This window comes from Anabaena sphaerica FACHB-251 (assembly GCF_014696825.1).
In the GTDB taxonomy this organism is placed as follows: Bacteria; Cyanobacteriota; Cyanobacteriia; order Cyanobacteriales; family Nostocaceae; genus RDYJ01.
The window spans coordinates 468251-493686 of sequence record NZ_JACJQU010000002.1 but is presented as its reverse complement, the minus strand read 5'-3'; the positions used below and the strand labels follow the sequence as shown (position 1 = coordinate 493686).

General features: G+C 37.9%; 29 protein-coding genes. 10 read left to right on the top strand and 19 right to left on the bottom strand.

All coding sequences use genetic code 11. The features are described from left to right. The first annotated feature begins 72 nt into the window (after nt 1–72). Nucleotides 73–528, top strand: a complete 456-nt coding sequence (locus H6G06_RS05935; protein ID WP_190558004.1) for a DUF29 domain-containing protein — start codon at nt 73–75, stop codon at nt 526–528. Between the two features lie 430 nt (nt 529–958). Here H6G06_RS05935 and ftsH3 read toward each other — a convergent pair whose 3' ends face one another. The 11 genes from ftsH3 to H6G06_RS05880 form a co-directional block, all read right to left on the bottom strand. Further along, nucleotides 959–2800: an ATP-dependent zinc metalloprotease FtsH3 gene (ftsH3, locus tag H6G06_RS05930; protein WP_190558002.1), complete on the bottom strand. Its 1842-nt coding sequence runs from the start codon at nt 2798–2800 to the stop codon at nt 959–961. A 113-nt stretch (nt 2801–2913) separates the two neighbouring features. Further along, the gene (locus H6G06_RS05925) at nt 2914–3705 is read right to left on the bottom strand and encodes an aminotransferase class IV (protein ID WP_190558000.1); all 792 of its coding nucleotides are present in this window, start codon (nt 3703–3705) and stop codon (nt 2914–2916) included. A 131-nt stretch (nt 3706–3836) separates the two neighbouring features. Continuing rightward, on the bottom strand, nt 3837–4622 hold the full coding sequence (locus H6G06_RS05920; RefSeq protein ID WP_190557998.1) for a tetratricopeptide repeat protein: 786 nt from the start codon (nt 4620–4622) through the stop codon (nt 3837–3839). A 219-nt stretch (nt 4623–4841) separates the two neighbouring features. Next, nucleotides 4842–6059: an acetate kinase gene (locus H6G06_RS05915; protein WP_190557996.1), complete on the bottom strand. Its 1218-nt coding sequence runs from the start codon at nt 6057–6059 to the stop codon at nt 4842–4844. 186 nt (nt 6060–6245) lie between these two features. After that, complete coding sequence (locus tag H6G06_RS05910; RefSeq protein ID WP_190557994.1) at nt 6246–7595, bottom strand: (Fe-S)-binding protein; 1350 nt, start codon at nt 7593–7595, stop codon at nt 6246–6248. A gap of 83 nt (nt 7596–7678) precedes the next feature. Next, nucleotides 7679–8965 carry an FAD-binding oxidoreductase gene (locus H6G06_RS05905; protein ID WP_190557992.1) on the bottom strand — a complete coding sequence of 429 codons (1287 nt, stop codon included), beginning with the start codon at nt 8963–8965 and terminating at the stop codon, nt 7679–7681. A gap of 164 nt (nt 8966–9129) precedes the next feature. Then, nucleotides 9130–9903: a Uma2 family endonuclease gene (locus tag H6G06_RS05900; protein ID WP_190557989.1), complete on the bottom strand. Its 774-nt coding sequence runs from the start codon at nt 9901–9903 to the stop codon at nt 9130–9132. Between the two features lie 144 nt (nt 9904–10047). Continuing rightward, entirely contained in the window at nt 10048–11082 is a 1035-nt protein-coding gene (locus H6G06_RS05895) for a pentapeptide repeat-containing protein (protein ID WP_190557987.1), read from the bottom strand. Between the two features lie 256 nt (nt 11083–11338). Then, nucleotides 11339–11560 carry a hypothetical protein gene (locus H6G06_RS05890; protein ID WP_190557985.1) on the bottom strand — a complete coding sequence of 74 codons (222 nt, stop codon included), beginning with the start codon at nt 11558–11560 and terminating at the stop codon, nt 11339–11341. Beyond that, nucleotides 11538–11828 (bottom strand): BrnT family toxin, encoded by a 291-nt coding sequence (locus H6G06_RS05885; protein ID WP_190557983.1) that lies wholly within the window; start codon nt 11826–11828, stop codon nt 11538–11540. Before H6G06_RS05885 ends, H6G06_RS05890 begins: the two co-directional genes overlap by 23 nt. Before the next feature lie 189 nt (nt 11829–12017). Beyond that, complete coding sequence (locus tag H6G06_RS05880; protein ID WP_190557981.1) at nt 12018–13376, bottom strand: NAD(P)/FAD-dependent oxidoreductase; 1359 nt, start codon at nt 13374–13376, stop codon at nt 12018–12020. A gap of 302 nt (nt 13377–13678) precedes the next feature. Here H6G06_RS05880 and ilvC point away from each other — a divergent pair, with 302 nt between their 5' ends. Continuing rightward, a complete protein-coding gene (gene ilvC, locus H6G06_RS05875) occupies nt 13679–14674 on the top strand; it encodes a ketol-acid reductoisomerase (RefSeq protein ID WP_190557979.1) in 996 nt (331 codons plus the stop codon). A 308-nt stretch (nt 14675–14982) separates the two neighbouring features. On the opposite strand, the gene H6G06_RS05870 is transcribed toward ilvC, so the two are convergent. The 3 genes from H6G06_RS05870 to H6G06_RS05860 all read right to left on the bottom strand — a co-directional run bounded on the left by H6G06_RS05870 (nt 14983) and on the right by H6G06_RS05860 (nt 16885). After that, nucleotides 14983–15267: a type II toxin-antitoxin system VapC family toxin gene (locus H6G06_RS05870; RefSeq protein ID WP_338422915.1), complete on the bottom strand. Its 285-nt coding sequence runs from the start codon at nt 15265–15267 to the stop codon at nt 14983–14985. Between the two features lie 3 nt (nt 15268–15270). After that, nucleotides 15271–15504, bottom strand: coding sequence for a hypothetical protein (locus H6G06_RS05865; RefSeq protein ID WP_190557977.1), 234 nt, complete (start codon nt 15502–15504; stop codon nt 15271–15273). Nucleotides 15505–15757: 253 nt separating this feature from the next. Then, on the bottom strand, nt 15758–16885 hold the full coding sequence (locus tag H6G06_RS05860; protein WP_190557975.1) for an ATP-binding protein: 1128 nt from the start codon (nt 16883–16885) through the stop codon (nt 15758–15760). Between the two features lie 188 nt (nt 16886–17073). Here H6G06_RS05860 and H6G06_RS05855 point away from each other — a divergent pair, with 188 nt between their 5' ends. The 7 genes from H6G06_RS05855 to H6G06_RS05825 are packed head-to-tail and all read left to right on the top strand — an operon-like array spanning nt 17074 to nt 20972. Next, the gene (locus H6G06_RS05855) at nt 17074–17409 is read left to right on the top strand and encodes an NADH-quinone oxidoreductase subunit K (protein WP_190557973.1); all 336 of its coding nucleotides are present in this window, start codon (nt 17074–17076) and stop codon (nt 17407–17409) included. Continuing rightward, nucleotides 17406–18839: a cation:proton antiporter gene (locus H6G06_RS05850; protein ID WP_190557971.1), complete on the top strand. Its 1434-nt coding sequence runs from the start codon at nt 17406–17408 to the stop codon at nt 18837–18839. The genes H6G06_RS05855 and H6G06_RS05850 overlap by 4 nt, the downstream gene beginning before the upstream one ends. Continuing rightward, nucleotides 18836–19219 (top strand): Na+/H+ antiporter subunit E, encoded by a 384-nt coding sequence (locus H6G06_RS05845; protein WP_190557969.1) that lies wholly within the window; start codon nt 18836–18838, stop codon nt 19217–19219. The genes H6G06_RS05850 and H6G06_RS05845 overlap by 4 nt, the downstream gene beginning before the upstream one ends. A 2-nt stretch (nt 19220–19221) precedes the next feature. Then, nucleotides 19222–19479 carry a hypothetical protein gene (locus H6G06_RS05840; RefSeq protein WP_190557967.1) on the top strand — a complete coding sequence of 86 codons (258 nt, stop codon included), beginning with the start codon at nt 19222–19224 and terminating at the stop codon, nt 19477–19479. Further along, nucleotides 19476–19754, top strand: coding sequence for a monovalent cation/H(+) antiporter subunit G (locus H6G06_RS05835; protein ID WP_190557964.1), 279 nt, complete (start codon nt 19476–19478; stop codon nt 19752–19754). Before H6G06_RS05840 ends, H6G06_RS05835 begins: the two co-directional genes overlap by 4 nt. Then, complete coding sequence (locus tag H6G06_RS05830) at nt 19747–20313, top strand: DUF4040 domain-containing protein (protein ID WP_190557963.1); 567 nt, start codon at nt 19747–19749, stop codon at nt 20311–20313. The genes H6G06_RS05835 and H6G06_RS05830 overlap by 8 nt, the downstream gene beginning before the upstream one ends. Next, on the top strand, nt 20310–20972 hold the full coding sequence (locus H6G06_RS05825) for a Na(+)/H(+) antiporter subunit B (RefSeq protein WP_190557962.1): 663 nt from the start codon (nt 20310–20312) through the stop codon (nt 20970–20972). Before H6G06_RS05830 ends, H6G06_RS05825 begins: the two co-directional genes overlap by 4 nt. Before the next feature lie 124 nt (nt 20973–21096). On the opposite strand, the gene H6G06_RS05820 is transcribed toward H6G06_RS05825, so the two are convergent. After that, nucleotides 21097–21768 carry a LuxR C-terminal-related transcriptional regulator gene (locus H6G06_RS05820; protein ID WP_190557961.1) on the bottom strand — a complete coding sequence of 224 codons (672 nt, stop codon included), beginning with the start codon at nt 21766–21768 and terminating at the stop codon, nt 21097–21099. Nucleotides 21769–21871: 103 nt separating this feature from the next. Between H6G06_RS05820 and H6G06_RS05815 the strand changes: the two genes are divergently transcribed. Beyond that, complete coding sequence (locus H6G06_RS05815; protein ID WP_190557959.1) at nt 21872–22516, top strand: DUF3386 domain-containing protein; 645 nt, start codon at nt 21872–21874, stop codon at nt 22514–22516. Nucleotides 22517–22567: 51 nt separating this feature from the next. Here H6G06_RS05815 and H6G06_RS05810 read toward each other — a convergent pair whose 3' ends face one another. The 4 genes from H6G06_RS05810 to H6G06_RS05795 are packed head-to-tail and all read right to left on the bottom strand — an operon-like array spanning nt 22568 to nt 25433. Then, nucleotides 22568–23563 carry a DNA-methyltransferase gene (locus H6G06_RS05810; RefSeq protein WP_190557957.1) on the bottom strand — a complete coding sequence of 332 codons (996 nt, stop codon included), beginning with the start codon at nt 23561–23563 and terminating at the stop codon, nt 22568–22570. A 15-nt stretch (nt 23564–23578) separates the two neighbouring features. After that, a complete protein-coding gene (locus H6G06_RS05805; RefSeq protein WP_190557955.1) occupies nt 23579–23968 on the bottom strand; it encodes a GFA family protein in 390 nt (129 codons plus the stop codon). 49 nt (nt 23969–24017) lie between these two features. Beyond that, entirely contained in the window at nt 24018–24905 is an 888-nt protein-coding gene (locus tag H6G06_RS05800) for an alpha/beta fold hydrolase (RefSeq protein ID WP_190557953.1), read from the bottom strand. A 21-nt stretch (nt 24906–24926) separates the two neighbouring features. After that, entirely contained in the window at nt 24927–25433 is a 507-nt protein-coding gene (locus H6G06_RS05795) for a HugZ family pyridoxamine 5'-phosphate oxidase (RefSeq protein WP_190557951.1), read from the bottom strand. Nucleotides 25434–25436 lie beyond the last annotated feature (3 nt).

Sequence of the window (25436 nt, the reverse complement as noted above, 5' to 3'; positions counted from 1 at the left end):
ATAGGATGCGATCGCTGATATTTATTCCTTGTATAATGTAATCAATATTCTATAGAGTCAGGAGAAATTTTTATGCTGACCACTGATACTAACAAACAATTATATGAACAAGATTTTTACTTATGGATACAAACTACTGTCAAACTTCTGAGAGAAGGAAAACTTGAACAATTAGATATTGAGAATTTGATTGAAGAAATTGATAGTATGGGACGGAGTGAAAAGAAAGAGTTGAAAACTCGCTTAATAGTTTTAATTGAACATTTATTAAAACTGCAATATTGGACAGAAGAAAAAGATTATAATGCTAGAGGTTGGCGTAATACTGTTGTTGAGCAAAGACGACAAATAGCTTATACTCTTGCAGACAGTCCCAGCTTAAAATCTGTTTTAAATGACATATTTTTAGATTGTTATACAGATGCTAGAAATGATACCCTCAGAAAATATCAACTTCCTTATGAGTTATTTCCTGAAGAGTCACCATTTTCTTTCGTTGATGTTCTGAATGCAGATTTTATCCCATAAATTAGATAGATAAATTACTTAATCATCGTGAAAACAGATACAATTTTCCCTAGTTTATTTTAAGCAATAAATTTACATCCCGTGAAGTTAAACAACTGGCTTTTCGCTGAGGCTTAGATGGTTTATTTTTCCCAACTACCAAAGAGCCAATTTTGGGAGCATCCCAAATTTGTAAGTTGATAAATTACCCGCTAGGTATTAGTAACTTGTCTTTTATTAAGCAGTTTTATTTTATGTATGATTGGGATAATGTTGATTATACACTAGTTTCTATTTATAGTTTATTTAAGTAAATATACAGAATTTTGGGAATTTATTAGGGCTACTATAAATAAGTAATTTAGTTCTTACTATTAGCACCTAGCTCAGAAAAAATTGGGGTACTTCCAGAAAACCCAGAAATACCCCAATCTTAAAAACTGATTAACTACTATGCAAAAGCAGCAGTTCTCACATCGTTATTTCCGAGAATTTCTTGCAATTCATCAGCATCAACGGTTTCTTTATCAATCAACATTTGAGCAATTTCATCCAAAATGTGGCGGTTGTTAACCAGCACTTCTTTCGCACGAATGTAAGCTACATCCACTAATTTACGAACTTCTTCATCAATTGCAGCGGCTGTTTCTTCGGAAAAGTCACGCTCAGACATGATATCTCTGCCTAAGAACATATTACCTTGTTGACGACCCAAAGCCACGGGGCCCAAGCGATCGCTCATCCCAAAACGAGTGATCATTTGTCTAGCAACTCGCGCTACTTGTTGTAAGTCGTTAGAAGCACCTGTAGTTACTTCTTCTTCACCAAAGATAATCTCTTCAGCTAAACGACCACCCAAAGCTACAGCCATCTGATTTTCCAGATAAGCACGGCTGTATAAACCTGTATCCATGCGGTCTTCGCTAGGAGTAAACCAAGTCAAACCACCAGCACGACCACGGGGAATAATGCTAATCTTTTGTACAGGGTCATAGTCAGGCATTAAAGCACCAACTAAAGCGTGACCAGCTTCGTGATAAGCGACCAAGGTTTTACGCTTTTCGCTCATTACGCGGTCTTTCTTCTCTGGTCCTGCTAGTACCCGGTCAATAGCATCGTTAATTTCATCCATCGAAATTTCGGTTAAATTCCGACGTGCTGCTAAAATTGCGGCTTCGTTCAACAGGTTAGATAAATCTGCACCGGTGAAACCAGGAGTACGACGAGCGATTTTATCCAAGTCCACATCTTTAGATAAGGTTTTACCCCGTGCGTGAACTTTGAGAATTTCGCTGCGTCCACCGTAGTCGGGACGGTCTACGACAACTTGACGGTCAAAACGACCGGGACGCAATAAAGCTGCATCAAGTACGTCAGGACGGTTGGTAGCAGCAATGATGATGATACCTGTGTTACCTTCAAAACCATCCATTTCGGTGAGTAACTGGTTGAGGGTTTGTTCCCGTTCGTCGTTACCACCACCTAAACCAGCACCCCGTTGACGACCTACTGCGTCAATTTCATCGATGAAGACGATACAGGGAGCGTTGGTTTTAGCTTGCTCAAATAAATCGCGGACGCGGGAAGCACCCACACCAACGAACATTTCTACAAACTCAGAACCGGAGATTGAGAAGAAGGGTACACCAGCTTCTCCAGCTACCGCACGTGCGAGGAGGGTTTTACCAGTACCAGGAGGGCCAACTAACAATACACCTTTAGGAATTTTTGCACCAACGGCGGTAAAGCGATCGGCGTTTTTCAAAAAGTCTACAACTTCGTTTAATTCCAGTTTGGCTTGGTCAATACCCGCCACATCGCCAAAGGTAACTTGGGTTTGGGGTTCCATTTGCACTCTGGCTTTAGATTTACCAAAGTTCATGGCTTGGCTACCAGGACCGCTTTGAGCGCGACGGAGGAGGAAAAATAAGCCAACCAGAAGTAATACAGGGAAGAATAAGCTGCTCAGTGCTTTAAACCAAAATCCCTCGTCGGTTTGGGGTAATACTGCAATATCAACACCTTTAGTTGTCAGAGTATTGATTAAGTCTGGATCGTTAACTAGGGTGACGCGCTTTTTATTTGCGTCGTATTTGGGTGTCACAATTGCTGTAGAACGATCTGAACTCAGACTGACTCTTTCTACTCTGTCTTGTTTAACTTGTTGAATAAATTCACTGTAGCGCCATGTTTCTACTTGAGGGGGTTGGTTGTCAAAAAACGCAGTCCCTAAAGCAATTACTACAATAAACAGCAGTGCATACAGCCCCGCATTTCTCCATCTTTTATTCACTGAGGTCTATCCTCCTGTATATTTTGTGCGTTAGTGTAAGGTCTCTAAAATAAGAGAGGGCTTTATGAGAATTATGTTAACTTATCTTAAGATATACCAAAATGGCGCTCCTGTCATGGTAGAAATAATCCTTTAAGTTCTAAAAAACAAGGATGCTTAGGATTATATTCTAACGAGCCTGTGGGCTGATGTACGGTATGGATGGGAATTATCTCTACAACGCTGTTAGTGTAGGCGATCGCTGCAAATTCTTTGACTAGCTGTGGTGTCCAAGGTTCTTGCTGGACGGTAATTTGATGGTTTTGCAGATGTTTAATGATGTGCGATCGCTCTATTCCTGGTAAAATTCCTACTTCTAAGGGTGGTGTCCACCAATGGCCATCTTTCCATCCCCAAAGATTACCTGTGCTGGTTTCTAGCCAATTTCCCTCACTATCTATTAAAATCGCTTCTTCGGCTTTTACAGCTTGAACAATATTTCTTGCTAACCAAGGACTCAAGTAATTGCCGGTTTTATGGTTGGGGAGAGAACGAGCAAATTCTGGCTTGGTAAGCGCAGCAACTATACCATGATTTTGCTTTTGGGTCAAGTTTTCTGGTAATAATCTGCCTGTGATCCATTCTCTACCATCGGGAAAAATAGTAATTCTGATCACGGGAAAGTGTTGTAAAAGAATTTGTGCGCCATGGCGCACAAAATGCCAATCTGGTTCTGGCCAACCGAAGGTTTGTAAACTAAATTTCAGACGGGAACAATGTGCCTGCCAGTTAGTTAAACTATGATCAAGGGAATGATCATAAACTCTTAAGGTTGTAAAAACTGTAGCCCCATAAATCAAACCTGGATCATTAATATCTAATTCCAGTTTTTGCGATTCGATTAATTTACCACAATACCAATACATAAAGGGGAATGGGGACTGGGGACTGGGGAGAGAGGGAGAGAGGGAGATGGGGAGAGAGGGAGATGGGGAGAATAAATAATTATCTGTTCCCTGTTCCCTGTTCCCTGTTCCTATTTCCTGACAACTGAAATTTAATCTTTTTCAGGTAAAGTTACAGCAGGTACTCCATCATCGTTAATAACTACTTTACCGCCGAGATTTTCAATTTCTTTAATTGCCCGTTTGCGAGTTTTGTCATCTACATTATTTTGTAGAACCATTGTCCAGGTAGCAATGCGGGCGAACTTACTATCAGGGTTTCTTTGGAGAAATTCAGCAGTTTTTTGGGAAATATAAACTATATTTTTACTTTCTGGATCATCATGTTGACTAGCCCATTCTGCTGCTTTGAGGAAGGAATTTCTAGCGGCTTGGGAATCACCTAAAAATAATAACTCGTCTGTGCCTTTATAACGCCAGATATAATAAGATTTTTCTGGTAGGGTAGGAGATAGGGATCTTAAGCCTTTATCTATTAATGTAATAGTCCTTTCTGGCATCCCTGCATATAAAGAACTGCTGACAGAAAGATGAAGATAAGCTTCTAAAAATTTGGGGTCGTGTTTAAGTATGATTTCAAAAAATTCTGGACTTAAACTAAAACCGATTTTCTCTCGGACTTCATTATCACCAAAGTATTGCAAAAAATCAATGTATACCCAATCAGCAATGAGGTTATCATAACTAAAACTGGGTATTTCTTGGAGTAACCCTAGACGTAAACCTTCTTTTTGCTGGTCTTTTTCTAGAGTTTCTACAGACATAGATTGTTTGCTGGTTAGCAATTTTTGTAGTCTGGGGTATTGACTGAAGCTGATTCCTAAGATGCAGAAACAAGCTACCAAAGGGGTAATCAAAAATTCACGAGATAGCAACATATTCAGAAATTCAAAATGACATTTTTTACAAAAAAAGGGAACAGGGAACAGGGAACAGGGAACAGGGAACAGGGAACAGATAAGAAACTTTAGTTTTGAGTTTAAAGCTCAGTCAAAAAAAAAGATTTATTTTGAGATGCGTAACACGAAAAAAAACAGTGTCATTATTTTACTCTCATGTTCTTAAACATGAGTTTTTTCTGTTCCGTCTGAATTTTTTTACTTCTGTAATAACTGCCAACATTGTTGAGCGATCGCCCAATCTTCTTGTGTGTGTATAACTAATACTCTAACATTGGATTCAGGAGTAGCAATATCTACATTAATTAACTGTTGTTGATTTTTTTCAGAGTCTATTTTCAGTCCTAAAAATTCCCAAGCCTCACAAGCCGCTTGTCTTATTAATGAGGATTTTTCTCCGACTCCAGCAGTAAATACTAACACATCTAATCCCCCAAGACTAGCCAGCATAGAACCGATACCAGCCCGCAAACGATGTACGTAAATATCCCATGCTAGTTTAGCGCGATAATTACCTTGGTAAATTGCTTCCATGACTTGAGGTAAATCACTGGAAACGCCCGAAATTCCCCGCAAGCCAGAAGCTTTATTTAAAACATAATCTAAGCTTTCTGCTGAGTAATCAGATTGACGCAACAGATAAATTAAAATCCCAGGATCAATGGAACCGCAACGACTTCCCATCATTAAACCATCTAGGGGTGTAAATCCCATCGTTGTATCAATACTGCGACCATCTTTAATTGCTGCTAAAGAACAACCGTTACCTAAATGGCAAGTAATTAAGCGCAGAGACGTTAAATCTTGACCGAGAATTTGCGCTGCACGATTAGCACAGTATTGGTGACTGATACCATGAAAGCCATAGCGACGAATACCTTGCTCTACCCATTCGTAGGGACCAGGATAGATGGCGGCTGCATCAGGTAAAGTGCTATGAAAGCCAGTATCAAATACTGCCACTTGTTTAACACTTCCCAAGCTTTGCTCAATGGCTTCTATGCCATCTACAGCGCCTGGATTATGTGCTGGGGCTAGGGTAGAAAGACGAGCGATCGCTTTTTTAACATCTTCAGTAATTATCACACTATTGCGGTAATCTTGTCCACCATGTACCACCCGATGTCCGACCACATCAATTTCTGATAACTGACCAATCACCTTAGTAGCACCACGAGTCAGAGTATACAACATATAGGCTACGTGTGCTTTGCGGGAGTCACCATAAATGGATTCTTGCAGTACCTCACCAGTCGCTGTTTTTACCTCAATTTCCGCCACACCCCGGTCTTGAGTCCAGTTAACTTTCCCTTCCCAAAGAGGTTGTGGTGCTTGCTGGGGAAGAGTGTCATCTGTAATTTCATACAGACAACTTTTTTGGCTACTAGATCCGGCATTTAATACTAAGATTTTCATAGGATAATGGGAAACATAACCTGGTTTGATGATGTCATGATTTTACAGTTGCTGATAAAAGTCTGCCACCGGGTAGAAAAAATTTCTTCTTGAAAATAATTACATTCCCATTATGATATTTAAGCAAAATTTAAACTTCTAATACCTAGATCACCGACTTATCAAATAAGTCGGTGATGTGAATTTTTACAATTTCAACTTTTCTCCCCGAATAGAATAATCTAACAATTCCATTGGGTGCATAACTGAAATATTTTTACCCTGCAAATATTTACTAATTTGCAAACTACAACCAGGGTTAGGAGAAGCAATTAACTCAGCACCAGTATTGATTAAATTCTGCGCTTTTTGTTTACCTAATTCTTCAGCAATTTCGGGTTGCAGCATATTATAAACACCTGCACTACCACAACACAAAGCCGCATCTATTGGTTCTCTTAAGGTGACACCGGGAATTTTTCTTAATAACTGACGGGGTTGAATACTAATTTTTTGACCATGCAATAAATGACAAGCATCTTGATAAACCAAGGTTAAATTTTTATCAGTTAACGGTGAAAGTTCAGCAGTTAAACCCACATTAATTAAAAACTCTTGTGCATCTTTTACCTTTGCTGCAAATGCTTTGGCTTTTTCGGCATATTCTGGATCATCAGCTAAAATGTGACCATATTCTTTTAAAGTATGACCACAACCGGCAGCATTGATAATCACAAAATCCACATTTGTATCAGCAAAACTATCAATCATTTGTCTTGCTAAAGCTTTCGCTTGTTCGGTTTGTCCTTGGTGTTCAGGAAGTGCAGCACAACAACCTTGAGATTTAGGAATTACCACCTCACAACCATTTGCAGTTAAAACCCGCACCGTTGCTTCATTCACAGGAGAGAAAAACAGACGTTGCACACATCCCAAAATTACACCAACACGATATCTTTTTTCACCCTGTGCAGGAATGATATCTGGTAAATTATCCTGAAAAGATTTAACAGTAATTTCCGGGAGAATAGATTCCATAGCTGCTAACCGGGGAGATATAGCTTTGATTAACCCAGTAGCACGTAATAACTTAGAAACACCCAACTTTTGATAAACGAATAAAGGCAAAAGTAAAATTCTTAAAACATCAGGATTAGGAAACAGAGAAAAAATTAACTGCCGAATTAACTTATCAGAAAAACTGCGATTATAATTTCTCTCAACCTGATGACGAGTTGCTGAAATCAACTTATCATACTGCACACCAGAAGGACAAGTTGACACACAAGCAAGACAACCCAAACAAGAATCAAAATGTTCAACAGTTGCCGTATTTAAAGCAATTTCCCCCTCATTAATAGCATCCATTAAATAGATACGACCCCTGGGTGAATCCATCTCCTTACCTAACACCCGATAACTAGGACAAGTAGAAAGACAAAACCCACAATGAACACAACTATCAATCAACTTTGGGTCAGGAGGATGACTAGCATCAAACCCCTTTAAATTCTTAATACTAGCAGTATTATTAACAGCACCATCTGAAACTTGCATTTCTTCTTCCCCTCTTTCTTCGTGTTCTTCGTGTCTTTGTGGTATGCGCTGCGCGCACGCTACGCGAACGTTATTCTTAAATATTAAATCCCACCCACAAACCGACCAGGACTTAAAATATAACTACCATCAAACTGTTCTTTAATCCCCCGCATAATATGTAAAGCATTACCATTATAACCCCAAATATCCAACTTTTCTTTTATCTCCACAGGTGCAGATAAAACACTTAAAAAACCAGAATTAGCTTGACAAAAATCACGCAATTTCAAAACCTGGTCTTGATTTTCTAACCGCACCAAACCTAAACCGCTACTGAGATGAATTAAACCGAATTTAATCTGATTTATTATCTCTACCGCAGCAGTTGGTAATACTCCTATTTTGCCAGTAATTTCTGAAATATTCCCAGAAGAATGTATTCTTTCTGGTAATTGTTGCCATAGATTAGCTTCATTTTCTGCGGCATAAATTTCTAATTTTAAACCCAATTTTTGCCCAATTGATACAAGTCGATTTGACTGTTCCTGCACACTTCCGCTAATACTTTGAAAACGGACAATTAAAGCAATTCCGTTACCTAAACCTAAATCAGAAACTAATTGATTTGATATTAAATCTGCTTGAGTTGGTGTTAACTCAGAACTTTGAAGAATTTTAGCAGCTTGGGATATTGCTTCAGCTTTACCAGTTAATATTACTGTTGCGGATGTTTCCGGTAAAGGATAAACTCGAAAAGTGACTTGGCTGATAATTCCTAATGTACCGTAAGCACCGGTGAACAATTTCATCAAGTCGTAACCAGCAACATTTTTTACTACCCTTCCTCCAGCTTTGGCTATTTGTCCATCAGCACGGATAAAAGTTATACCTAAAAGTTGGTCACGTACACCGCCATAACGTTGACGCATAGAACCTGTATCAGCAGTAGCTACAATACCGCCAATGGTAGCAAAATGGGGGAAGCTCGGAGCAAGGGCTAATGTTTGCCGAGATTTGGCTAAAATTTCCTGAATTTCGCCAAATTTCATCCCAGCTTCGACGGTGACAGTTAAATCACCTACAGCGTGGTCTATGAGTTGGTTAATACGTTCTGTACTGATAATAATATCAATATTTTTACTTAAACCACCCCAGTTGAGTTTACTTCCACTACCGCAGGGAAGAACACGCCATTTATTGCGGTTAGCGGTGGCCATGACTGCGGCTAGTTCTGCTTGGCTGTGGGGATATACGATACAACTGGGATGGCTTTTGGTGTCCATCGCTGGTTGGATGCGTTGTTGCTGACTGGGTTCGAGTTTTTGCCAAGGTAAGACAGCGTTTTCTGTGTTGATAATAGATGCTATGGTAGAGGCGATCGCATTCATTGGTTTGTTTTCCTATCCTCCTTATTAATGTACTGGTTAATTTAACAAAAAATGCACACATAAAGAGGAAGGAGGTAAACTAATGTTAGGGAAACCTAGATGGTGTTTAGATCCCCGACTTCTTGCCTATATCTATCATTTATTCACATCAATTATCTCAGAAGTCAAACATCCTCTAAATCAGGTTCAACACCAAGCGCACGGAGTTGGGCTATTAATCTTTCTGTTTTTTGTCTTTCTTGTTCAGCTTTTTGTCGTTCCTGTTCAGCTTTTTGGCGTTCTTCTTCTGCGGGAGTTAACACCCAATTACTATCTTTATCATACCAACGTAACCAAGGCATATTCACATTTTTGTAACTGCCCTGCCAAACTCCCAAACCTAATTCTAATTCAGGAATCCAAAAACGAAAATCTGATAAGTTTACTTCATTATAACGAGCGCCAGTTAACTGAAACATTCTAAATTCAGATTTATAACGATCAAAGATGGCGTAATAGGGTACTCTTAAAATTTGTTCGTAAACTTCCCATTTACCAGGAGGTTTTTCTACATCTCGCAATGTTTGACCTAAATCTTCTTTTTCTGTTCCTGGTGATAGTAATTCAACGACAATATAAGGATTTACTGCTTCTTGCCATACTACATAACTTAAACGTAAATCTTTATTTTCATATAAATATGGTACACCTAAAACCGCAAACCAATCTGGGCGTTTATACCAAATTGGATGTCGAGCATCATAATATAAATTCATATCACTAGCTGTAAATATTTGGTCGCTAGGATAGTTAGGGGGGCGAAATGTGTCTGCTAGTAATTGTGGTTGTAGTAAATGAAATTGATCTGGCAAACCTTTCTCATCCGAGTCCTCGCTAGGAAGATCATACATTGTTGGTAATGTTTCTTTAGGGGAAAGTGGTGGATCTGTTTGATACATTATTGATAATCCTAAAGATAGAATTTCTATTTCTATTATGTAGTAATATGATTTGGTTTATAAAATGGTAGCGACTGTTTTAAATATTCGGTTTTGTGGGGGAGAAAGTTTTGTTTATTGAGAATTTACAAGAATCAAATCTTCCTAATCATGAATTGACCCATCTGGCATTATAGCTCCTTTGAGTATCGCTCCTGTGAGGTCGGCTTCTGCAAGATCAGCTTCTGCAAGATAAGCTTGTACGAGGTTGGCTCCTTTGAGTATGGATTTTGTGAGGTTAGCTTGTGTAAGATTGGCTCTAAAAAGGTACGCTCCTGTAAGGTTAACTTCCTTGAGGTACGCTCCTGTGAGGTCGGCTTCTTTGAGGTACGCTCCTGTGAGGTTGGCTTGTTTGAGTATGGATTTTGTGAGCTTGGCTGCTACGAGGTTGGCTCCTGTAAGGTCAGCTTTTATGAGCTTGGCTTCTATGATATCGGCTCCTGTAAGGTAGGCTCCTATGAGGTAGGCTCCTGTGAGGCAAGCTCCTGTGAGGCAAGCTCCTATGAGGAAGGCTCCTGTGAGGTCGGCTCCTGTGAAATCGGCTCCTGTGAGGTTGGCTTCTATGATATCGGCTCCTGTGAGGTTGGCTCCTATGAGGTTGGCGTTACTAATATCAACATTAGTTAAATTAAGTCTCTTCTTTTCTGGATCTGGGTGTATACGTTCTCCAATTACAGTGAGACACGCTTGAATATCAAGCCTAAGTTTTGGTAATTTTTCTATATCTTCTTGACCTTTTAACTTATCTTCTTTTTTAACAGGTGCATACTCACGGACAAAAGCCGTAAGAACCTCCATAATTGTCCATTGGTCTTGTTCTGAATCTCTAGCAATTCTCTCTAAAGTATAAATCGCCCCTAATCTGACTTCAATTTTTTCACTCGCAAGCTGTTCTATGGCTTTAGCAAAGCGTTCTGTAATTTGCTTGTCTTCTGATATTTTTAAGTTGTGAAGTGCAATTTCAGCATTTTTATTTGCAGCGATCGCACTTTCTTCCATAGCATAAGCTCGTTTAGCAGCAAAGTAAATATTTATAAATACTGCAATTCCACCAATAAATAAACCAGCAGTCTTTAAAATTTCAATGATGTATTCATATTTTTCTTTTACAAATTCTGTCCTCTCAGTAGTTAAAATCATGAAAATTGAATAAATTGTAACTAAAAAAGGTATAGAAGTAATGAATACCACAACAGCAATAATTCTATTTCTTGTGATATTGTTTATATCATCGTTGAACATAATCTTAGTTTTAACACCTGGATAAAAATATATTAGAAATAATAGTTCCCAGTATCAAGACTGGGAATATTATAATATTTCAAAATTCCCTAAATTTCACTTTCTTAAATTCAGCCATCCCATATAATCAGGATGACTATAGATGAAAGTTATTTTATTTTTCAGGAATCGCTGATAATAAGCACCGTAAAGCCCGATTTACTGCTTCTGATGTTTGAAAAATTTCAGCCACATCAGGATCAAGAATGACAGTAATTCTCTTTTCTGAAGTTGACGCAAAACGATTAGGACGGGCTTGGCTATAATCAAAATTATATTCTGGTAATAAATCATCTGATTCAAAGGAGTTTTGCTCAACGGATGGTGTTTTGTTCATAATCTTGTCGTTCTTTTTTAGTGGTTAAACGAGAACTGAAAATACGGATAACATTTTTATTTCTTTCGGTAAAACAAACTAGAAGCAAGCGATTTTGAGTAGAATAACCAATAATAATTTCTCTTTGTTCACCAAAAGAATGAACCGGATCATCAAATATCAAAGCAAACGGATCATCAAATACTGTCTTTGCTTCCTCAAAATTTACTCCATGTTTATCAAAATTTATTTGTGCTTTTTTATCATCCCATTCAAATTCTAACTTCATATAAATTAGAAGACAAATTAGAAATTATTATCTGCGTTTATTATAGGCGATCACTCTCTATTCTGCAAAACTATAACAGTAATAGCACCCAAAATATACAGCTTTTAGTAACTTTATAAATCTTATAAAAAAATATCCCCTACTATTGACAAACGTAGAGGATTTGAGTATTAACACATTTGAGCAATTTTACACATTCAATGGTTGTCTAGTTTTCGCCGGTTGATAATGTTCATTACTTTCAACTGGTACAGGTTTAACAACTTCTTTCCCTGTAATTAATCTCGCGCCACGATTGCGGGTAAAATAACTCCACAACCATTGAATCATCACTACTAATTTGTTATCAAATTCAATCAGGAAGTAGATATGAATAAATAACCAGAAGAACCAAGCAAAGAAACCTCTGAGTTTGATAAATCCTAAGTCAACAACTGCGGCGTGTTGCCCAATCATTGCTAAACTGCCTCTATCCACATATTTAAATTGTGGTAGGGTTTCACCTTTCAGGCGCTTTTGAATTAGTTTGGCTACATATTCCCCTTCTTGCATCGCTACTGGTGCAACACCAGGTAAGGGTTTATCATTTTGATGGGCAAAATTTGCTAAGTCACCAACTACAAATATGTTGGGATGTCCTTTAATGCTTAGGTCTGGTTCAACGATAACACGACCTGCGCGATCGCTCTCAACTCCAGTCTTTTCTGTTAAGATTTTCCCCATCGCTGAGGCTTTTACACCCGCTGCCCATAATACAGTTTTAGCAGCAATTTCTTTCACATCATCACCTTGTTTGATCGTAACAATATCATTTTCAATATGTGTTACTAAGGTTTTGGTTTGCACATCAACACCCAAAGCCTTTAATGATGCTTCCGCTGTTTGCGACAATTCCGGTGCGAAGGGTGGAAGAACTCGATCTAAACCTTCTAACAGTAAAACTCTGGTTTCTGAGGTGTCAATTTTGCGGAAGTCTTCTTTGAGGGTTTTGGTTGCTAATTCTGCGATCGCACCCGCCAATTCTACCCCAGTTGGACCACCACCCACAATTACAAAAGTTAATAAAGCCTGACGTTTTACCGGATCAGTTTCCTTTTCTGCTGCTTCAAAGGCCATGAAAATCCGCCGACGCATTTCAATAGCGTCTTCCACAGTCTTCAACCCAGGTGCAAACTCTTCCCAGTTATCCTTACCAAAATATGAATGCTTCGCACCTGTCGCTACAATTAAAGTATCATAAGGTACAGCTTCACTACCCACCATGACCTTTTGCGCTGTAGGGTCAATATCATTCACTTCACCCAACAATACTGATGTATTTTTGCTCTTGCTGAGGACAGAACGCAATGGAGAAGAAATATCCGCTGGAGACAAAGCACCTGTAGCTACTTGGTACAGAAGTGGTTGAAATAGATGGAAGTTGCGTTTATCTATTAGCGTCACATTGACATTAGCCTTGGATAAAGCTTTTGCTGCATATAGTCCACCAAAGCCACCACCAATGATAACTACCTGATGTGGTGGGTTATTGTCATGTAAATCAACCATAAGAAATGTTTCCTTGTATTACAGGTGCTGTAACTATTCTTAACACTTTTGTATCAAAATTGTCACATTTTTTTCTGTTTATCTTGAACTTCTTAAAAAAAAATTAAAGTAGCGAATAGAACAGGTGAATGGGGACTAGGGACTGGGGACAGGTGACAGGTGACAGTAATAAGGTAAGAGGTTAAGAGAAAAAATTTATCCCCAGTTCCCAATCCCCAATCCCCAATCCCCTATCCCCAATTTGCGGTACAATCATAAATCTGCCAATTTTATAACAACCTTTGTGAACAGGAGATGCTTCTATGGCGCGTATGTATTATGATGAAGATGCTAATTTGGATCTTTTAGCGGGAAAAACCGTTGCTATTATTGGTTATGGTTCACAAGGTCATGCCCACGCGCTGAATCTAAAAGACAGTGGTGTAAATGTCATTGTCGGACTATATCCGGGCAGTAAGTCCACAGCAAAAGCCGAAGCTGCTGGTTTGACTGTAAAAAATGTAGCTGATGCTGCTAAAGCTGCTGACTTCATCATGATTTTGTTACCTGATGAAGTGCAGAAAACAATTTACAAAAACGAGATTGAACCAAACTTAGAAGCAGGTAACGTTTTAGCTTTTGCACATGGTTTTAATATCCACTTTGCACAGGTTGTTCCCCCTGCTGACGTTGATGTGGTGATGGTAGCACCCAAAGGACCAGGGCATTTAGTCCGTCGGACTTATGAACAAGGTCAAGGTGTACCTGCGTTATTTGCAGTATATCAAGATGCTACTGGTAAGGCACGCGATCGCGCAATGGCTTATGCTAGAGGTATCGGTGGTACACGCGCTGGTATTCTGGAAACAACATTCCGCGAAGAAACCGAAACCGATTTGTTTGGTGAACAAGCAGTATTGTGTGGTGGTTTAAGTGCTTTAATTAAAGCCGGTTTTGAAACTTTGGTTGAAGCAGGTTATCAACCAGAATTAGCATATTTTGAATGTCTGCATGAAGTCAAATTAATCGTTGACTTAGTTGTAGAAGGTGGTTTAGCCACCATGCGCGATAGTATTTCTAATACTGCGGAATATGGTGATTATACTCGTGGTCCAAGAGTTGTTACTGCTGAAACTAAAGCCGAGATGAAGAAGATTCTCAGCGAAATTCAATCTGGACAATTTGCGCGGGAATTTGTGTTAGAAAACCAAGCTGGTAAACCTGGTTTCACAGCTATGCGTCGTCAAGAAGCTGAACATCCTATTGAGGAAGTTGGTAAAGATTTACGCGCTATGTTTAGCTGGTTGAAAAAAGCTTAATTCTTGGTAGTTAAAGAGGTAATTGGTGGTTTTTTAATTACCAATGACCTCTGAAACTATTTTTTATTAAATGAACTACATCTAGCTTTTGTTTCGCGCAAAGATAGAAAGGAGCAAAGGCGCAAAGGAAGAAGGAAGTATCTGGGGTGATATTTTTTAACAATCAACACATTTTTAATATTTTAAATTTATTCAATTTCCCAGTCTTCTAATTGTAATTCTGGAATACGTGAAAATTCTCTGGTATTGTGTGTCACTAATATTAAATTGTGAGCTAAAGCAATGGCAGCAATTTGTAAATCATAAGCTCATATGGGTGTTCCTTGAGCAGTAATTTGAGCGCGAATATTACCGAAAATTGCAGCAGCTTGATCATCAAAAGGTAAGGATTGATAATGATCAAGAAATGATTTTTGTCTTTGCCGTATGCGTGTAGGATTATTACTTTTCATTGCACCATAAAAAATTTCTGCTTTGACTACAGAACACACAGCTATATCTTGAATCGGTACTGATAAAATGCGATCGCTAATAGATGCGGAGCGTCCATTCAAGTACATTACACAAACATTAGTATCAATTAGGTAAAGCATTTACTAATCAAATGCTCCTTTCAGTTTTTCATCTAGGTTGTCGAAAATACCTTCATCATCAATGATGATAGGATCATCAGCGCAAATTCCATATAGTGATGCTAGAGATGGTTTTTCAGTTTTCTGTATTGGTTGATAAACAATGATTACTTCTACATCTGTATCTTGAATTTGCGGTAAAGATATATGTAGCATTCCATCATGACCAACATGAGATTTTATTGTCATACTTTGCATAGTCAATTTTTCTCCCTAAATTCTGATTATCCTCATTTGATTATACACAATTAATTTTTTCTTGTTCCCAGTTGCAGACTTTTCTTGTTCCTAGTCTCTGACTGGGAATACAATTTAAGAGTCTCTGACTCTAGTTTACAAACAAGGTAGAATCTTGTTAAGTTCATTCCCATACAGAGTATGGGAACGAGAAACGAGAAAATCTTTTATAAAATTCATTCCCATGCAGAGTATGGTAAAGAGAAACTGTAAATTAACTCAACCGCTGTTTTAACCACAAAGCTAATAAAGGTAAAGCTAAACGATAACCTTGTTCAGCACTGTAAATTAAACCTTTGTGTTGTAACCCAGTTAAAGCACCTTGCAAACTTCCACCTCTAGAAAGTCCATGTTTTTGAATATATTCTTTACTTTGCGGTTTATCTGTAGGATCAACAGCTAAAGATTCTAAAAGATGTATCTGACTTGCTGGTAGTAACATTAATAAAGATTCATAAGTTATAGATAAATCTTTGAGCATTCCTTCAATTACTTGTTGTACTTCTTGTTCGGTAATTAACCCTTGATGATGCTGCAAAGTTGATAACCTGCGAATTAATGCCATAGCATCACCAATATTTCCCTGAACTGCATCTAACAATATTTGCAATGCGTTTGAATGAGGATCAAATTTGAGGTTTTCTGTATGCAGAATCTCTCTTATCCACAATGCTAAAACATCTTTAGCTAAAGGAGCTAATTGAATTGTTTCTATAGAATATCTATGCTCATCTTGATGGTGAATTGTTTCACCAATTGTCGCCAACAAAACATAACTAACATAAGGATTGGCTTTAACTTCTTTTCTAAAAGTTGATTCCCATAAATTATTGCGATCCCAAGAACGAATATGGGGGAAACTTTGCAAAATCAAAATAATTCGCTGATCTAAATTATCAGCCATCATTTGCAATAATTTAAGCAATATTGTAAATGCTTGCCATAGTTGTTGTTGATTCAGAGAACGTAATAATTTAAGTTTACTTTCAGCATTAAAAATAAAAAATTCACTTGCAGTTTGTTTAACCCAAGTTTCAATTTTTTTTGCTTCCCAATTTTGGCTAATCGCTTCTGCTAGTAATTGTACAAATCTTTCCCCATCTGTAGCGCGAATACAGTCTATCTCCAAAACCACCGCACCAACTTCCTGCGCTGCAACCCTCACTAAAGTCCGTCTTCCACTTCCCGGTACTCCAGTAATCAGCAAATCACCATCCTGGGCAAGTATATCTACAATACGCTGAAATTCTAAGGAACGTCCAATTAATTGTAAAGAAGTAGATAAATCGAAATTCACAGGTTTATCGTCTTTATTAGTAGTTCGCGCTGTTAGGGAAAGCATAAATCATTAACTGTAATTATGATTATCATTAGATAAATTTAGTGCTTTTGTGTGATTAGCACTAAAGTTTCGTGCTAATAATAGTATAGCACTTTAGACAACTGAAAAAAAAACCTAATATCCAGATCCCCAGTTTCGTAAAGAAGCCGGGGATACATCCCCTATCCCTTATTTAATAAGTAATTCCCGTGTTAGAAGCGTGCGTACTGGCAACAATATTATGCGGTTTTTTCGGCATCATCCTGAAAAAAAACCTGGTGATGAAGATTGTTTCGATGGATGTGATGAGTACGGGGGTGATTGCTTTTTATGTACTAATTGCATCACGAGAGGGTTTATTTACTCCCATTCTTGATGAGGTAAAAAAAGTAGCTTATGCTGATCCCGTTCCCCAGGCGGTGATTTTGACAGCGATAGTCATCGGTTTTTCGATTCAGGCTTTGATGCTAGTTGGTGTCATGAAGTTAGCAAGGGATAATCCCACATTAGAAAGCAGCGAGATTGAGAAGAACAACACGCCATGAATACTATTACCATTGCTTGGATTGCGATTCCATTTTTTCTAGGGTTCCTCATTTTTTTAGTCCCCAAACTTAACCGACATTTGACACTTTGGGGGGCTATTGCTTCCGCTGCTTATGCAGTGCAACTATTTCTAGAACCATCACCTCTAAACCTGAATTTACTTGACAGTTTCGGAATCACATTAGTAGCTGATCAATTAAGCGCCTACTTTATTTTAACAAATGCCCTGGTTACGGCTGCGGTAATTATTTACTGTTGGAATAGTGAAAAAACAGCTTTTTTCTATGCCCAAACTATTATTGTACATGGTAGTTTAAATGCTGCCTTTATTTGTGCAGATTTTGTCAGTTTATATGTAGCTTTAGAAGTCAGCGGCATTGCAGCTTTTTTATTAATTGCTTATCCTCGCAGCGATCGCTCAATTTGGGTAGGTTTACGCTATCTATTTATTAGCAACACTGCCATGTTGTTTTACCTGGTTGGTGCAGTGTTAGTTTATCAAACACATCATTCTTTTAGTTTTGCAGGTTTAAAGGGATCACCACCAGAAGCATTAGCATTAATTTTTCTCGGATTATTAGTAAAAGCTGGGATTTTTGTATCGGGATTATGGCTACCTTTAACACATTCAGAATCAGAAACGCCAGTTTCTGCGTTGCTTTCAGGAGTTGTGGTTAAAGCCAGTGTTTTACCTTTGTTGCGTTGTGCTGCCATTTCTGAAGAAATTGATTTTATAGTCAGAATTTTAGGAGTAGGAACAGCTTTAATGGGTGTATCCTATGCCGTTTTAGAAAAAGATACAAAACGGATGTTGGCTTTTCATACTATTTCCCAGTTAGGCTTTATTTTGGCTGCACCTGCGGTAGGTGGATTTTATGCGCTGACTCATGGACTGGTGAAGTCGTCTTTATTTTTGACTGCGGGTTCTTTACCCAGTCGCAATTTTAAAGAACTGCAATATAAACCTATTAATACAAAAATTTGGATACCTTTAGTTACCGCTAGTTTATCAATTTCTGGATTTCCTTTGTTGGCAGGTTTTGGGGCAAAGGTGTTAACCATGAAAAATATAGAATCTTGGCAAGTTATCGCCATGAATATTGCTGCTGTAGGCACAGCTATATCCTTTGCAAAATTCATCTTTTTACCCCATAAAAAAGACGAAGAACAAAAAGTAAAACCCGGTTTTTGGTTAGCAGTGATATTCTTGCTGACTGGTTTAGTTGTGGCAAATGTTGTCTATTTCCAGGCTTATAACGTTGCTGATATTATCAAAGCAATTCTAACTATCGCCATCGGTTGGTTAGCATATCATTTAATTTTTAAACAGTTAGCAATCTATCTACCCCGTGTATTTGAAGAATTTGATCATTTGGTTGGTGTAATGAGTTTGACTTTAATCCTGCTATTTTGGATGGCATTTGCATGATTGGACATTTGGTATTACGACTATCAATTTGGTTTTTACTCACCTCTGATGTGAGTTTGATAAATATTATCATCGGCGTAGCTATTGCTATTCTCTTACCACGTGGTTACACATCAAGGGAAAAATTAACAGAATGGTTCAAAGTTATCAGTCAAATCTTGGTTGCAATTTTAGTGGCTTATAAGGAAGCATTTGAAATAATATTGCGTCCCCATAAGCAAGAAGAAATCATCATGGAAACAGTGAAGCTGAAGCGTTCTCCCCTTCTAGTTTTCATAGATATATTTCTCATTACTTTTACACCTAAAACCATAGTTGTCAAACACCACGAAGAAGAAGGATCTTATGAAGTCCACTACATTAAACCTAGAGGTAAATAATCATGAATTTAGAAATAGTTTTAATCGCCATGATTGCAGCTTTGCTCATTCCCATTTATGAAGCTTGGAAAACAGATGATACTTGGCAGATGATGTTAGCTTTTGGCAGTGCTTCTAGCAAATCAGCCATCATGATTTTAGTCATTTCCGTTTTGCGTGATGATTGGATGATAGGTGTAGTAGCAGCAATTATGTTGAGTGTTGGCAATGCCGGCTTCATGTTATTAGCACATATTTTAAGAAGGTTAAATGAAGCATGATTAATATTATTAGTTATACCTTAATAGGTATTGGTATCTTCTTTTGGTTTTGGGGAACATCTCATTTAGTCAGTAACAAATCAGTATTGTTTAAATTACACGGCCTTTCTGTTGCTGATACATTGGGTTCGATGCTGATTATTGTCGGACTATTACTAAAAATCCCCAGTGAATGGCCATTACTGGTTTTGGGACTTATTTCCTTAGCAATTTGGAATACCATGCTTGGTTATGTAATAGCATATTGTTCAACTGAAGAGGCGAAAAATGAATGATTCTTATCTTTATCTAATTATTGCTTTGTTACCCTTAACTGCGGGGATGTTAGTAGCTCAAGTTAACCCCTATCATGCGTTAGTTTTGCGCGGGGTATTGGGTGCAATAGCAGCACTGGTAGATGCAGTTTTAGGGGCGGCAGATGTAGCTTTAACAGAAGCATTAATGGGAACAATGTTATCTATAACTCTCTATGCAATCGCTGTTCGTTCATCCTTAGTTTTGCGTTTGGGTGTGATTGAAAATCAGTCAATAGAAAACAATCAAGATAGCAGTTTTGAAGAACTTATCAACGACTTTCGCAGCATTTTCAAAAAACATTATATGCGTCTTGAACTCGTACCTTATAACAGTAACCAGTGTTTGCAAAAGGCGTTAACGGAAAAAGAAGTTCATGCTACCTGTGCGCCATTAGCAGCAAATAATCAAACACAGGAAACTTACCAAACTGCGATTCGAGTACAGCGCATCTATAAAATCATAGAAAGCGAACTTTCATCACCAAACACCAGTTTAAACTATGTCAATGTTTTAGATTCAGGGGAGAAGCATTTATGAAATGGGTTTACATTTTAGCGGGAATAGCATTGTTTGTAAAAATGCTGATTATGTCTGATTCAGCACCAGACTTAGCAGCTATTTCTATTACGGAAACAGTGGTTAAAGAAAGTGGTGTTGTCAATGCGGTATCAGGTATTATTTTCCGCAATCGTTTATATGATACTATTTTTGAAGTGATTGTATTTACAATTGCGATTCTGGGATGTAGTTTTTTATTAGCTAATGAAAATCCATCCTGCACTATTTATCAATTCAAAGATCAACCATCCATAATTTTAGCTCGTTTGGGGGCGACAATTGCAGCGTTAGTAGGAATTGAATTAGCAATTAGAGGACATTTAAGCCCTGGTGGTGGTTTTGCTGCGGGTGTAGCTGGTGGAACAGCAATAGGTTTAATAGCAATTACTTCATCCTATCAATGGATGCAGGATATTTACCAACGTTATCACGCTGCAATTTGGGAGAAGGTTTCAGTGTTGGTTTTTATCGTTTTATCAGTGATAACTTTGTCGGGATTAGAGTTACCACATGGGGAGTTAGGGGCGTTATTTAGTGGGGGAATTTTGCCGATATTAAATATTATCGTTGCTGTGAAGGTGGCGCTAGGTTCTTGGGCGGTAGTTTTGATTTTTATTCGTTATCGAGGTTTATTGTAGTTTTGAGGGGTTTCGCGCAGAGACGCAGAGGAGCAAAGGCGCGAAGGAAGAAATACATTAACTCAAAATGAAATTACCACTCTCTTCTACGGATTTTGAACATGAATAAACTGATGGTTAATTCTTAATTACGAATTACGAATTTATCTTGCAATTTCGCTACCATTTCCGCACGGGCAGAAACTTCTAATTTTTTAAACATTCTTTTCAATGCTTGTTTAACAGTATTTTGGGTAATCCAAAGTTTAACCGCGATTTCCCCATTTGTTAAACCTTGGGCGACTAATTCCGCAATTTCTAATTCCCTGGCTGTGAGGGGACAGCTAACGGCAGATTGAAGGGTTTTAGGTTTTGCTCGGAGGGTGGCTATTTTTGCTGATAAATGAATACATAAAGCACTTAAATCAGCTAAATCATTAGCATTAAAAGGAGGGTTTCCGGGGTCACGGGCAAAGTTGAGAGTTCCTACTAACCGACCATCACAAACTATCGGTCCAGTCATAACGTGTTCGTGACGGGTACAAAAATTTTTCCAGTCTTCTGGTGATAAGATTAATTGCTCATGGGTAGGGGCGTGACGTTCTACAACATAGCGGCCGATGGGATTAGCTTCTAAGCATACCGCAGGAATTTCGGGAATTTCTACTGATGTTAATAACTCGTTATCTAGAAAAGAAATACCCCAATGCTGCACGCCAAAATGGTCGCATAAGCTGTCCATCAGAGCCTGTTGTAATTCTTGCTCAGTTTCAACATTAGCGATCGCTTCAAAAATGGCGTGGAGTGTTTTAGTCATAAGAGTACCCAGTTGGGGACTATGCGAACTGCGATAATTACCTCTATCCTAATATCATCAACGATAAAACGCTATTATCACTTGTAGCCAGAGGACAAGCATCATGACAGTTACTCAAATCTCTGCCCAAGAACTTTTCCGGGCTGCTTATGAAAACCGTTACACTTGGGATGAAAATTTCCCCGGTTACACCGCAGATATCACTTATAAATATGATGGCCAAGTGTTCACTGGCAAAATTCGTATTGACGCTAATCTCAAATGGGAAGTTACGGGAGTAGAAGACGAAGCCGCCAAAAAATCTATTGACAGCCAAACTTGGGAAATTGCTGTTCACCGTGTCCGTCGCACCTTTGAACAAACTCATGGCGAAAATACTTTTAGCTATGGAGAAACTGATGAAACTGGGGCTGTAGAAATTATCCTTGGTGGAAAATCAACAGGTGATAAATATAAAGTTCGTAACGATGTAGTGACTCTTGTTCATCGTCATATTCATGGAGTTGTTGTGACTATTAACACTTTCAGCATTCACGAAACTGGGGCAGGATATCTATCTCACACCTATGATGCTGTATATCATGACCCCAAAACCAATGTTCAAAAAGGCGGTCGGAGTGAGTTTACAGATGAATATGAAAAGGTAGGGAATTATTACATTCTCAACCGTCGGGAAATTCGCACTGAAACAAATGGAAATGTCTCTATCCAAGAGTTTCTTTTCTCTAATCTGGAATTGTTAGGCTAGATTTTTGAATAGGAAATAATTAGCGATCGCTCTGACTTATGTAGGGGTAATTCATGAATTACCCCTACTTCCGTTCCTTTTTGCGTAAGTCCTGTTATTACTTTGATTCATCAGTTCCTGAAATATTCTTAAACCTTCATCCACACCTTGATTAAGATCCATAAATCTAAACGCAGAAGCCGCTAAATAAGAGGAGTTTTGCTCAAAAGCAATCCAATTTCGCTGCACAACTTCCGCAGCAGCACCAGTAGTATTAGAACCTGCAAATATATCCAAAACTATATCTCCTGGGTCTGTGAGAAAATCAATAAAAAATGCAGGTAATTTTTGCGGAAACCTCGCAGGATGGGGCTTAATTCCCACAGCTTTACAAAGCTGCATATAGCGAGAATTGCTTTCTGTATTGGGAATTTGTAATAAATTAGCAGGAATTGCACCTCCATTATCATTAGCAAAAGCTGAACTAATTTCATGTCCGGAAGGACGTTCTTTAGGTTTATAATATTTTTCAGGATTAGCTTGTAGCTTTTTCATCCTGTCAGAATAAGGAACAAGTACCTTACTGACATTAGCTTTCGGAAAATCAGTTTTTGACAACCACCAAATAGTATTAACTGCATCCTTAGCGCGAATTTTGCGTTTATTTACCCATTCAATTGGTGAAGGTAACTTAGAAGGATTATACCAAAAAAATTCCTCAGCTAAACGAAAATCTAACTCATCACATAATTTTATTAAAATGCGATAATTATAGAGGGAACGCACAGGACGTTTACTTTGATATGCTCCCCCTAAATCTATAACAAAACTTCCTTCAGGTTTGAGAACTCTATAGACTTTTTTACAGAAAGTAAATAGCCAATCTACATATTCTTCCTGTTCAACATTACCATAACTTTTTTCCCGTTGTAATGCAAAAGGGGGAGAAGTCATCACTAAATCAATAGAGTCTGTTTCTAACTTATCTAATAATTCCAAAGAATCTCCCACATAAGCAGAACCATAATCTGTGCTGTATAAAGGCTTTTCCAACAAAATAGATGCCATTTTCAAGAACTAGAATCAATTAATCAACTTGTGAATATTATCCTCCCAATTTGCACCATCAAAAGGTACAATTTCAAAATTATCTATCACATCCCCATCTAAACACCGCACATTTACATCAATACAATCAGGATGACTACGAGGAATATAAAAAGCATGAATTCCGCAAACTTGACAAAATTTATGTTTTGCAACACCCGTATTAAATTGATAGGTTTTCAAAACATCCTCACCTTGCAACAAAGTAAATTTATCTTGAGGAACAATTAAATGTAAAAATCCCTTTTTAGCACAAATTGAACAATTACAGTCATCAACTTTGTGGTTATCAACCACCACCCGAAAACGTACCGTCCCACAGTGACAACCACCTTCATAAGTCACAGTTTTATTAAAATTATTCATATTTTTTATCCTTCTTTATCTGCGTCTATCTGCGTGCATCTGCGTTTAATTATTCAAGATACTTAGATAATAACCCAATAAAAACCCCAGGCGTTTCCAAATGTGGTAAAATCCCAGTATCAGCTATACCTTGAAAATCTCTAATCGCATTTTTATTTAAACTTGCTAATCTTCGTCCTAATTGAATTTTAGTAAATTGTGCTTCTTCACCCCAGAAAAACACAGTCGAAACTTTCAATTGTTGAATATATAAACTCAAATCAAAATAAAGATCACCTCGTAAAAATGCCAAAGCTGAAAACTTCGCATTAGGTTGTTGTGCAGAATATAAATAAGCTTCCACAATTTCTTGAGTCAATCTTTCAGATTTAGCAAAAAGGAAACTTTGTAAAAAATTACTCACAGCAACTTCATTTTCCGCACCCAAACCATAAATCAAATTATCCAAAAAAGGCATATTAATTACTGAAAGCGGTAATCTCCTACCAGCACCCTGTCCAAAATCATCAAACCCAGAGGGAGAAACTAAAAACAATTCTTTAAATATTCCCGGTTGAGAAATAGCAAGACGAATAGCAAAAGCAGCAGTTAAAGAAGAAGCTACCACCGTCACAGGTTGATCACAAGTTCGGTGAATAAACTCACTAATAGTAGTCAAATAATCTTGAACTTGGTAATCTCGTACCGGATGCTCAGATTCTCCCCAACCAATCAAATCTGGTGCTAAAATGCGGTATTCATTTGCAAAAGCTGGATAAACTTTAGACCATTCATAAGCAGAAGCACCACCGCCAAAATTATGTAAAAATAATAAGGGTGGTAATTTTTCAAGTTCAGAAATATCCCAAGGTTCACTTATCTGGGTATAATAAACCATTGAACCCAAAGATGTATTAATGACCTTTTGACCAAAACCAGGAGGTTGAAATTTAAGCATATAATCTCTATCAATTATGAATTATGAATTAGAAAGATTATCTTTGGTAACTGGTACAAGTTGACTGAGGTTATCGGGATTAATATTGTAAATAGTTCCAAACCCAATCACAAAACGTCCCTTAGTGGGAGTGAGTTGAAAAATTCTAAAATCAGCTAAACTGCGGAACATTTCAATAACTTCACCAAAACGCACTTGAAATTGTTCAACAATTTGATTCCATTTATCAGTTTCCCTCTCAATTAAATTAGCTGTACAATAAAAATTTAATCGACGACGGGCAAAAATATTGGGAGCTTTAGCTTCATCTTCAATCAATAAAATACTGACATAAGGATTAGCATGAATATTAGCAGTGTGACTAGCTAAACCACTAACATAAATGTAGATATTTTTAAATTCATCCATCACAAAAGGAGTATAACTAGCGTTAGGCATTCCCTCTTCATTCACTGTACTAATCATAATACTGGCAACTTCTTGAGGAAATTGCTCATACTCAGCTTGAATTTTTTCCAGTTGGCTCATAAC

Bases quoted from the DNA above. Each gene is read 5' to 3' on its own strand.
- H6G06_RS05935 (WP_190558004.1), top strand. From the start codon at position 73: ATGCTGACCACTGATACTAACAAACAATTATATGAACAAGATTTTTAC.
- H6G06_RS05925 (WP_190558000.1), bottom strand. From the start codon at position 3,705: ATGTATTGGTATTGTGGTAAATTAATCGAATCGCAAAAACTGGAATTA.
- H6G06_RS05920 (WP_190557998.1), bottom strand. From the start codon at position 4,622: ATGTTGCTATCTCGTGAATTTTTGATTACCCCTTTGGTAGCTTGTTTC.
- H6G06_RS05915 (WP_190557996.1), bottom strand. From the start codon at position 6,059: ATGAAAATCTTAGTATTAAATGCCGGATCTAGTAGCCAAAAAAGTTGT.
- H6G06_RS05910 (WP_190557994.1), bottom strand. From the start codon at position 7,595: ATGCAAGTTTCAGATGGTGCTGTTAATAATACTGCTAGTATTAAGAAT.
- H6G06_RS05905 (WP_190557992.1), bottom strand. From the start codon at position 8,965: ATGAATGCGATCGCCTCTACCATAGCATCTATTATCAACACAGAAAAC.
- H6G06_RS05900 (WP_190557989.1), bottom strand. From the start codon at position 9,903: ATGTATCAAACAGATCCACCACTTTCCCCTAAAGAAACATTACCAACA.
- H6G06_RS05895 (WP_190557987.1), bottom strand. From the start codon at position 11,082: ATGATTTTAACTACTGAGAGGACAGAATTTGTAAAAGAAAAATATGAA.
- H6G06_RS05890 (WP_190557985.1), bottom strand. From the start codon at position 11,560: ATGAACAAAACACCATCCGTTGAGCAAAACTCCTTTGAATCAGATGAT.
- H6G06_RS05885 (WP_190557983.1), bottom strand. From the start codon at position 11,828: ATGAAGTTAGAATTTGAATGGGATGATAAAAAAGCACAAATAAATTTT.
- H6G06_RS05880 (WP_190557981.1), bottom strand. From the start codon at position 13,376: ATGGTTGATTTACATGACAATAACCCACCACATCAGGTAGTTATCATT.
- ilvC (WP_190557979.1), top strand. From the start codon at position 13,679: ATGGCGCGTATGTATTATGATGAAGATGCTAATTTGGATCTTTTAGCG.
- H6G06_RS05870 (WP_338422915.1), bottom strand. From the start codon at position 15,267: ATGCTTTACCTAATTGATACTAATGTTTGTGTAATGTACTTGAATGGA.
- H6G06_RS05865 (WP_190557977.1), bottom strand. From the start codon at position 15,504: ATGCAAAGTATGACAATAAAATCTCATGTTGGTCATGATGGAATGCTA.
- H6G06_RS05860 (WP_190557975.1), bottom strand. From the start codon at position 16,885: ATGCTTTCCCTAACAGCGCGAACTACTAATAAAGACGATAAACCTGTG.
- H6G06_RS05850 (WP_190557971.1), top strand. From the start codon at position 17,406: ATGAATACTATTACCATTGCTTGGATTGCGATTCCATTTTTTCTAGGG.
- H6G06_RS05845 (WP_190557969.1), top strand. From the start codon at position 18,836: ATGATTGGACATTTGGTATTACGACTATCAATTTGGTTTTTACTCACC.
- H6G06_RS05840 (WP_190557967.1), top strand. From the start codon at position 19,222: ATGAATTTAGAAATAGTTTTAATCGCCATGATTGCAGCTTTGCTCATT.
- H6G06_RS05835 (WP_190557964.1), top strand. From the start codon at position 19,476: ATGATTAATATTATTAGTTATACCTTAATAGGTATTGGTATCTTCTTT.
- H6G06_RS05830 (WP_190557963.1), top strand. From the start codon at position 19,747: ATGAATGATTCTTATCTTTATCTAATTATTGCTTTGTTACCCTTAACT.
- H6G06_RS05825 (WP_190557962.1), top strand. From the start codon at position 20,310: ATGAAATGGGTTTACATTTTAGCGGGAATAGCATTGTTTGTAAAAATG.
- H6G06_RS05820 (WP_190557961.1), bottom strand. From the start codon at position 21,768: ATGACTAAAACACTCCACGCCATTTTTGAAGCGATCGCTAATGTTGAA.
- H6G06_RS05815 (WP_190557959.1), top strand. From the start codon at position 21,872: ATGACAGTTACTCAAATCTCTGCCCAAGAACTTTTCCGGGCTGCTTAT.
- H6G06_RS05810 (WP_190557957.1), bottom strand. From the start codon at position 23,563: ATGGCATCTATTTTGTTGGAAAAGCCTTTATACAGCACAGATTATGGT.
- H6G06_RS05805 (WP_190557955.1), bottom strand. From the start codon at position 23,968: ATGAATAATTTTAATAAAACTGTGACTTATGAAGGTGGTTGTCACTGT.
- H6G06_RS05800 (WP_190557953.1), bottom strand. From the start codon at position 24,905: ATGCTTAAATTTCAACCTCCTGGTTTTGGTCAAAAGGTCATTAATACA.
- H6G06_RS05795 (WP_190557951.1), bottom strand. From the start codon at position 25,433: ATGAGCCAACTGGAAAAAATTCAAGCTGAGTATGAGCAATTTCCTCAA.